Origin of the sequence: Sulfobacillus harzensis (assembly GCF_012933365.1) — a bacterium.
Classification (GTDB): Bacteria; Bacillota; Sulfobacillia; order Sulfobacillales; family Sulfobacillaceae; genus Sulfobacillus_B; species Sulfobacillus_B harzensis.
In genome coordinates this window covers 1-8,754 of sequence record NZ_JABBVZ010000124.1, presented here as the reverse complement: position 1 = coordinate 8,754, position 8,754 = coordinate 1, and the positions used below count along the sequence as shown (strand labels likewise).

Genomic DNA, 8,754 nt, shown 5'->3' with positions numbered 1-8,754 from the left:
GACCACCGCTACATGTGTTGTAGTTGCGTCAGTTCAGGCCCTAAATACGGTACAACAAATCTTTTTTCAAGGGAGAAGGATTTGGCGTCGGACTCCAGCCGCAGCCGACAACTGGGACACACGAAGGCTCGCGCGTGTTCCGGGTGGACCTTCAATTCCTCGGCAAATTTTGCCCAAGCGGGTAATTCGCTTGCCGTCCCGCAGACGATGCATCGAACCGTCACGACACACTCCTCCTCATACATCGTAACACGATGTTTTTCGCGAAAAGAGAAGACCGGGAACAACCGGCCACCCTCGATGCTTAATACGATATGCGCGTCGATGATGGGCGGTCATCATCCTTAACAACCGTCTTAGCCGGGCGCCTGCCAAAGACACGCTCGCGCTTTTCCTCCTCCTCCAATACCTTCCGCCAAGTTTTAAACGCATCCGTGCGCGTGACGAAGCCGACAAATTCCCCTGAGGGACCCTTGACCCCTGCTTCATTGCAGTCATGGCGGGCCAGCAGTTCCACCAGCACTCGTACCCGATCCCAAGCATTCACCCACACCAACGGATGCAACAATTGACCAACCGACAAGCGTTCGCCCTGGCGAGACAAAATCTCGGACCGCCTCACCATCCCAATCACTTGGCCGGTTCCATCCACAACGGGAAAGCTGGCATGAGCACCACATTGCTGGGCAGCGACCATGACCGGCGTGGACTCGCGAAACATAACGACCTGATCCCGGAGCGTCATGATCGCCGCCACGGACTGACCCTCCAGCGGATGAACGCCGTACTCGCGGGCCACGTGGACACCCCGCCGCGCCACCTTTTCCGTCAAAATCGACCGCGGAATCCAGAGTACGGTCACCGCCATACCCGCGACGGAAGCCACCAGCACGGGCAACAGGAGCGCAAAATTGTGGGTGGTTTCCATCGTAAAAATGGTGGCCGTAAAGGACGCCCGCATAGTGCCCCCAAGCATCGCGGCCATACCCACTGTCGCCAATATGGCCGTATCATGACCGGGGAAAACCGCGCTCAACACCGTCCCCAAGGCGCCCCCGAGCAACAGCAGCGGCGCCAGCACGCCGCCTGACGTGCCAGAACTTAGGGAGGCGATCCAAATGACGGCCTTGACGATGAAGAGCGCCAGGGCGGCGGTCCACAACAGATGCCCGGCGTCCAAGGCGCGAATGGTGGGATATCCCACGCCCAAGGCCCGCGGATCCACCAGCCCGCCCAGGCCGACAATCAAACCTCCGATGGCGGGCCACCAAACCCAATGGATGGGCAGTTTGCGATAGGTGTCTTCGATAAAGTAGACCAGCTTGGTGAGCACGCCGGACATCACCCCGGCTGCCATGCCCACCAGGGCAGCCCAGACCAGAACGGAAAGCGGGAGTCCGGGGGTGGCTGGGGTCGCAAACACCGGCGCGGTGCCCAGCAGAAGACTTCGCACCACCTCTGCCAGAGCACTGGCAATGGCGACCGGCACCAAGCTTCGCGGGCGCCATTCAAACAGCAACAATTCAACGGCCAGCAGCACCGCGGATACGGGCGATCCGAAGGTTGCGGCCATTCCGGCTGCCGCCCCCGCTACCAGCAACGTGCGTCGCTCCAAAGAAGAGAGGCGGAAAAATTGCGCAACCAAGGAGCCAATCGCCCCACCGGTCATAATGATGGGGCCTTCCGCGCCAAACGGGCCACCCGTGCCAATGGTGATGGCCGAGGCGATCGGCTTGACCACCGCAACCCGCGGCTCCATTTTGCTTTCGTTCTCCAATATGGCCTGAATCGCCTCAGGGATTCCATGGCCGCGAATTTTGTCCGTCCCATATTTCGCCAAGAGCCCGACGATCAGACCACCTATGATGGGCACAGCTACCGAGAGGATGCCCCAATGGGACGGATTCGGCGCCACCAGCGACCAGCCCACACGCCCATCATAGGCAAGATGCGTAATGAGGCCGATGAGGCGGAGCAGCACCCACGCGACCAGCCCGCCCATGATTCCAATGGCAGCTGCGATGGCACTCAGCATCGCCAATCGGCGGCCGTTTGTCGTGAAGTCTCCCAGGGCAACCCGCGCCATCTGGTCGCTCTTTGATGTCATTCGTCTTCCTCCACCGGGTGGAAGAGAGGGTCCATCTCTCCCAACACTTTGTTGAGACTGGCCAAGAACTCGCGACTCCGTTTGAGCTCATCGCGATGGGCCACCGTAAGCGCCTCCAACACCTCCTCGCCCAACGGCGTAAGGTGCACCTCGGTGACGCGGAGATCCTCGGCGTGGGTGCGCCGATATACGAGATTAGCCTGTTCCGAGCGGTCAATAATTCCCACGACGCTATGCTGCATGAGCTGCAGACGCTCCGCCAGCTCGCTGACGGTTGCGTAGTCGCGCCCCGGAAACCCCTTGATGGCCAACAGCAATTGGTGTTGCTGAGGCGTAATCCCATGCTTGCGGGCCGCCGCCTCGCTAAAACGCAAAAATTTGCGCAAGCCGTAGCGAAATTCCGCCAATGCCCGATACTCTTCCTCTGTGACCGAGTTCTTGATATTCATCACGGGCATCCCTCCATTTATATCGTACTCCGATTTATTTAAATATATCGCACAACGATGTCATTGAAAAGATGCAAGGGACGGAAAAACTTACCGGCATCGTTTGGTTCGCGCGGGAAAACCCTATGACCACTTCAGATATGAGGAGGTGAATTCCTTGGCACGAGGCAGCTACACCGGCAACCGCGCCGTGGTGCAGGGTGCCCAGAAGGCTCTTGACCAATTCAAGTACGAGGTTGCTCACGAGTTGGGCCTGCAGGGCGTCGATGACGGTTACTGGGGCGAAATTCCGTCCCGTCAATGTGGTGCTGTCGGTGGACACATGGTCCGCAAAATGATTGAGATGGCCGAGCAGAACCTGGCTGGACGGACCACCCGCTAATCATTCCGGAATCGTGAGAACACCTTCAAAATGGACGGCGCGAGCCGTCCATTTCTTGTCACCATTCCTTGAAACTTCCCGGGTTTAAGCCCCACGGGGAAGCCATACTATGACCACTTCGGAAAGAGGAGGTGAAAACGATGGCGAAAGGCAGCTACACCGGCAACCGTGCTGTGGTGCAAGGCGCCCAGAAGGCCCTTGACCAGTTCAAGTACGAGGTCGCTCACGAGCTGGGCCTGCAGGGCGTTGACGACGGCTACTGGGGTGAAATCCCCGCCCGTCAGTGCGGTGCTGTGGGCGGACACATGGTCCGCAAGATGATTGAGATGGCGGAGCAGAACTTGGCTGACCGCAACCAATAATCATCTGGACTCATGCGTAGCACCTAAAAATGGACGGCTTCGGCCGTCCATTTTCTTTCATCCCGTCTACACCACCTGATCTACCCAATCCACGCCATTATGGGTCATGCGATGGGGTACGCGCTGCCGCATTGTCAAAATGGTGACGGGGCCTTTCCAAACGCGCGTGGCCACGTCCCTTAAGGCAAACGGCAGTTGAGCCAAATCTAAGTCTCGCCCATCATATAGGTGCCGCAGCACCAAGCCCTCCGGTCCCGCCTCTTCGACCACCAGACGAGGCAAGCCGGCGCGGTCTAAGTCGCGTAGCAAACGGACGCGGATTTCGCTGGGATTAGCCTGGCGGGGCTCAGGCTGCGCTTCCCGCTCCCGGAACAATGCCAAGCCCGCCCGCTCCACCAATTCGTCGGCGAGATAGGCACGCACCAATCCTGCATCGTCATAGATGTCTCGGGCTAGGGCGACGGCATCCCATCCGCCTTCATGGAAGGCTTCCTGAAAGAGCAAATACCCAAGGCGATAGGGGTTTAACTGCGGCGGGTGCACTTGAACAATCTGCGCGTTGAGGCGTGCTGTCTCCCAACTTTCTTCTGCGCTGGTATCCACCCGACGGAGAATCTGAGTGTGAAAAAACGTCGCGTAGCCCTCATTGGCTACCTTGGTAACCTGTTGCGGCCAAAAGTAGCGTGCCTCCTCCCATACCAAGGACAACACATCCCGTTCCCAATCACGCAGGCCAGGCGCCGTTTTGGCAACAATGCCAAGGACGTCGTCCGGCCGCTCGCCGAGTCCGCTGGGGCTGAGACTTTCCCCACTGAAATCCGCCAAAATGTGAGCCGCATCGATGAGACTCTCCACCGCCTCATCACCATACTGACGGCGAAATTGCGCCATGTGCCGGCGATGCAGGGCAGCCCGGGCGAGCATATCGACGGGCAAATGCTGAAAGCCGCGGTGATGGCGGAAGAAGTCCGCGTGGGCAATCACGTGAGCCACAATCATGAGAGCCTCGGCTTCCCCCACCGTCTCGTCGATAAACGCGTAGGCGGGGATGTTGTTAATCACCAACTCATAAATTTGCGTGAGGCGAAAGTCAAACGCGGTCTTCAACCGCTGCTCGCTCTTACCAAAGCTCCAATGGCTGTACCGCACCGGCAGCCCCCCATGGGACGCCAACACTTGAATGGTTTGGGGGGAAACCAGTTCAAAGTGCACATGGCCGGGGTTTAATCCGAGTTGTTCCGCCACCGGCCACACTCGTTCCAACAGCCGGTTGATGGTTCCCTCATCAAGCATCGCGCGCCACCTCCGTCCGACCGAAAAAGTGAGTCATGGCGCGAAAAATATCCTCTTTGTCGCGCAATATCACCACCCCCATGCCGGGCACTTGGTGAAATTCCTGAAACAATGGTGAGGGATTGCGTTCGGTGTCATGAATCTCGCCGTAGCCAAAGAGGGTCACCCGCCGCGTCAACGCCGTCCCCGTTTCCACCGCCAGGGCATTGTCCGAGGTGAGATTGCCGCCATCGGTGAAGTGAAACGCATAGATGTTGTACCGGTCCAAGGGATAGCGGTTTTCCACAATCTCCAGGGCGAGGCGATACACGGAGGAGGAGACGGTGCCGCCCGACGCCCCACGGTGGAAGAACGTCTCCTCATCGACTTCACGAGCGCGGACATCATGCGCCAAAAATACCAGTTCCACCTGCGGGTACTTCTGGCGCAAAAACTCCGTGGTCCAATAAAAGAAGCTTTTGGCCAAATACTTTTCGAAACTGCCCATCGAGCCGGAAGTGTCCATCATGGCAATCACAACCGCCCCGCCCTGATCATCGTTGACCGGATCAAACACCCGAAACCGCAGATCCTCTTCGCTTAGCCCGGACGGGCTGGAGGGGTTCTGGGCATGGCGCAAAAGCGCAGCCTTTAAAGTCCGCCGCCGATCCCATTGCGACTTCAGGCCATGACGGCCGACACTCACGGGGCGAAAGTCCCGCCCCGCACCGGGTGCCGGCTTGGTCAGATCCAAGTCGGGCAGCTCCAACTCCGAGAAAACGGCCGATTGAATCTCCTCCATGGACACCTCAGTCTCCTCGATGTCCAAGCCCGGCTGGCTTCCTCCCTCTTTGCCGCCCTTAGCCTCGGTGCCGCCTGACTGCCCTGGTTTGGCGCCACGCCCTTCCGATGCCGCTTGGCCCACCGTTTCTTGGGTCTCCGGGTCAAAACGAATCCGGAACTCGTTCAATTCGGGCACCGGCACGGAAAGCGTGCGGCGGCCATCGCTGACCAGTATTTTCTCATCGGTCACCATATCGGCTAAATGCTGGCGGATGGCCTCTTTCACCTTAGCCTGGTGGCGGCGGCGCTCGGCGCTGAACAGTGGTTGGTCCTGCAACAGGCTTCGCGCCACACTGTAGGTGTTAGGTTTTGTCATCGGTTTAACAAACTCCCCACGTGATGGATCGCCTTGGACGCGCACCGAGGGCAATAGCCCCCGGAGGCCACCATGGAGGCCACGGCGGCTTCAATCTTCTCGAGCGTGCGCCGATCGGGCACCGGACCTTGGGTAGTGATTTTCACCTCGTCGCGCATGTCGTCCAGAAGCTTCTCCCGTAGTGCCCGATGCAGGCCCGCATGGTCGAGGAAACTGACGACCCGATTCTGCTTCTTGGCGATTTCCATGCGGGTATAGATTTCCTCGCGAAACGCCGCCGCCTGCAATTCACTAATTCCCATGCGCTCCTCAATGGAACGCAATAGCGCCTGATCGGAGCGTCCGCCAGGGCCTTGACGCACGGCCAGCACTACGTTGTCGACATAGTTGTGATAGAGGTTAGCCAACTCATCGCTCCAGTCATGGGCGAAGGCTTCCAGCACCGTTTCCTCCACTTTGCGGTCATACCACTCGCGCGCCATGCCAACCCATTCCAGCATACGGCTGCGCTCCGCCTTGTCCATGAACGGATCGCGCTCGATCCCCTCGGTGACACTCTTCAACACGTCGCTGGCGTCAATGCACTCCCGATCCGGGTTGGCCGTGAGCGCTGCTAGCCGATTCAGCATAAAGCGCGGATCTAAGCCCCGAAGCCCTTCACCGGTCAGCCATCCGTCCCGCCGCAAGGCCTGATATCGTTCCTTGTCCGATTTGTCGTAGTACAACTGAAATTTGGTCAAGCGGTCTCCGCCGGGCTTCGGCGACTCCTCAATGCGGGACAAGATGGAAATAGCGGCCGCCGTCTCGAGCGCCCACGGCGCGATGTGAACCTCGGGCGAGCGATGGGGCCGAATGAGCTTCTCATAAATCTTGACCTCGGCTTCCGGGTCCAGGTTATAGGGCACCGGCAGCACAAAAAGGCGGGAAATGAGCGCCTCATTGCGGGGGTTCTGCACAAAGCTCTTGTACTCGTGCTCATTGGTGTGGCCCACAATCACCTCATCGGCGGAAATGAGCTCATAGCGGCCCGTCTTGAAGTTGCCTTCCTGGCTTAAGGAGAGGAGATGATAGAGAAACTTCTCATCCAACTTGAGCATTTCCTGAAACTCCATGAGCCCGCGGTTGGCGATATTCAACTCGCCGTCAAAGCGAAAGGCGCGGGGGTCTGATTCACTGCCATATTGCGAAATGGCGTGGAAATCCACCGAACCGGTGAGTTCGCTGATGTCCTGACTTTTGGGATCGGACGGCGCATAGGTCCCAATGCCCACCCGGCGGCCTTCTGAAAGAATCACCCGCTCCACCATCATTTCTTGAAACCGCCCGTGGTGCACCCGCTCTAACTGATACCGGCACCAAGGGCAAAGCTCACCGTCAATGGCGACCTCCAGCCGTTCGCTCAAGGTGGGTCGAAGGGCGTGTGGCACCAGATGCAAGGGATCTTCATGCATGGGGCAACCTTGAATGCCGTACAGCGCACCCGCATCGGTACGGCTAAAGGCTTCCAGCCCACGCTTCAAGAGCCACACCAATGTGGACTTTCCCCCACTGACGGGGCCCACCAAGAGGAGAATGCGCTTTTTCACCTCAAATCCCAGGGCACTCGGCCGCAGGTAGTCTTCCACCAAGGTGCGGATGGTTTCGTCCATACCAAAAAGGTGGTCGGCAAAAAAGGGATAGCGTCCTTCGGAATCTTTAGGTCCCGCTGCCATAATCATGCGATAGAGACGCCGATGGGCGGAATCCGTAATCTGCGGAGTGGCCTGCACTTGATCCAAATACTGCTGAAAGGTTCCGGTCCAAGGGGTCGGGTCAGGGGCATTGAATGAAGTCATCAGGTCTTGCATAGTTCCTCCTTAAATCACGGCGTCATCACTCTCCTTGTATTTTCTCCAGATATTCCCACCCTAACCCCGATGACTCTTTTTTTTCATGGCGTAGAGGAGCACCAGCGTGACGACCAGCATGAGAGATAGCGCATACCAGTACCCAAAGCTCCATTTGAGTTCCGGTATTTTAAAGTTCATGCCGTAAATCGACGCAATAGTGGTAGCCGGCAGGGACAGCACGGAAATAACGGTTAGGAAGCGCATCACCAAGTTTATTGCATTAGACTGCAAAGACGTGTACGCCTCCACCATTTCGGCCAGACCCGAGCGGATTTGCTCCACCTCGGAGACGACCTCCTGCATCATATAGGCGACATCCTGCATGTAAGGGTGATTCTTCTTGCGCACGTACGGAAAGTCGCTCGACTTCAAGAGCTCAAAAATGGACCCTTCCGGGTCGAGCATGTACTTCGCCTCCATGGCTCGCTTCCTGAGTTTGAGGATCAATGGCGCCATATCCTTGTACGGGTGATCCAACATCATTTCGTGCAAGCGTTCAAACTGCTGATCGATGACATTAACGTTGTGTCGAAGGGCCTCCACATGTCCCGACAGCACTTGATATAAGGCGAAGTCCACCCCCTCGTCCATCATTTGATTCTGCTTGATATAGCCAAAGGCTTGGTCGACCACCGGCGAATCGTCATCCAAATGAGCGGTCACCAGAAAGTGCTTGCCAATAATGAAACTCAAATGATGCAGCGGCTCATCTTGATGGGTCGGCACGAGGGCCAACATAAAGCTCACCGCGTCGTCCTCGACCAACAGGCTTGGGCGCCTGTTCTCCCCGTGCAGCAAGTGCTCGATTACCTTGGGGTGAGCCCGGTACAGATGCTCCACAATCTCCTGTATGTGGCCTTGATCGTTCGGGCCCATGTCCACCCAAAGGTCGTCCGATTTTTCCGGCCACGTGTCCGACCAGCGTGTTTTCTTGTCGAGACTGTACAAGAATCGCGCCAAAAACGATCCCTCCCTCTGGGACTACCCTTCCCTTCCAGAATTCCCACAATACGCGTAAACCGGCCCATCCTTGGCCACACTAGCTCCGTGTTCATTAAAGTCCCGCGGTTAAATGTCAAGATCCATTTTTCTCACGGGACAGCCGGGAAAAGCCAGGCTGAACTAACCGTCCAG

8 protein-coding genes are annotated in these 8,754 nt (G+C 57.7%); 2 read left to right on the top strand and 6 right to left on the bottom strand.

From position 1 onward, the window contains the following. Positions 1–304: 304 nt before the first annotated feature. Positions 305–2,107, bottom strand: a complete 1,803-nt coding sequence (locus HIJ39_RS19895) for a chloride channel protein (protein WP_169102788.1) — start codon at positions 2,105–2,107, stop codon at positions 305–307. After that, positions 2,104–2,556, bottom strand: a complete 453-nt coding sequence (locus HIJ39_RS19890) for a MarR family winged helix-turn-helix transcriptional regulator (RefSeq protein ID WP_169102790.1) — start codon at positions 2,554–2,556, stop codon at positions 2,104–2,106. Before HIJ39_RS19890 ends, HIJ39_RS19895 begins: the two co-directional genes overlap by 4 nt. A 157-nt stretch (positions 2,557–2,713) precedes the next feature. Between HIJ39_RS19890 and HIJ39_RS19885 the strand changes: the two genes are divergently transcribed. Together HIJ39_RS19885 and HIJ39_RS19880 are read left to right on the top strand one after the other, a co-directional pair. Next, positions 2,714–2,938: an alpha/beta-type small acid-soluble spore protein gene (locus tag HIJ39_RS19885; RefSeq protein ID WP_169102787.1), complete on the top strand. Its 225-nt coding sequence runs from the start codon at positions 2,714–2,716 to the stop codon at positions 2,936–2,938. A gap of 140 nt (positions 2,939–3,078) precedes the next feature. Then, positions 3,079–3,300, top strand: coding sequence for an alpha/beta-type small acid-soluble spore protein (locus HIJ39_RS19880; RefSeq protein WP_169102786.1), 222 nt, complete (start codon positions 3,079–3,081; stop codon positions 3,298–3,300). A gap of 66 nt (positions 3,301–3,366) precedes the next feature. On the opposite strand, the gene HIJ39_RS19875 is transcribed toward HIJ39_RS19880, so the two are convergent. Genes HIJ39_RS19875 through HIJ39_RS19860 form a run of 4 tightly spaced genes read right to left on the bottom strand, consistent with a single transcriptional unit; the run spans position 3,367 to position 8,580 of the window. Next, positions 3,367–4,593, bottom strand: a complete 1,227-nt coding sequence (locus HIJ39_RS19875; protein WP_169102785.1) for a SpoVR family protein — start codon at positions 4,591–4,593, stop codon at positions 3,367–3,369. Beyond that, a complete protein-coding gene (locus HIJ39_RS19870; RefSeq protein WP_169102784.1) occupies positions 4,586–5,731 on the bottom strand; it encodes a DUF444 family protein in 1,146 nt (381 codons plus the stop codon). Before HIJ39_RS19870 ends, HIJ39_RS19875 begins: the two co-directional genes overlap by 8 nt. Beyond that, positions 5,728–7,578: a protein prkA gene (locus HIJ39_RS19865; RefSeq protein ID WP_169102783.1), complete on the bottom strand. Its 1,851-nt coding sequence runs from the start codon at positions 7,576–7,578 to the stop codon at positions 5,728–5,730. Before HIJ39_RS19865 ends, HIJ39_RS19870 begins: the two co-directional genes overlap by 4 nt. Positions 7,579–7,638: 60 nt before the next feature. After that, complete coding sequence (locus HIJ39_RS19860) at positions 7,639–8,580, bottom strand: magnesium transporter CorA family protein (protein WP_169102782.1); 942 nt, start codon at positions 8,578–8,580, stop codon at positions 7,639–7,641. Between the last annotated feature and the right edge of the window lie 174 nt (positions 8,581–8,754).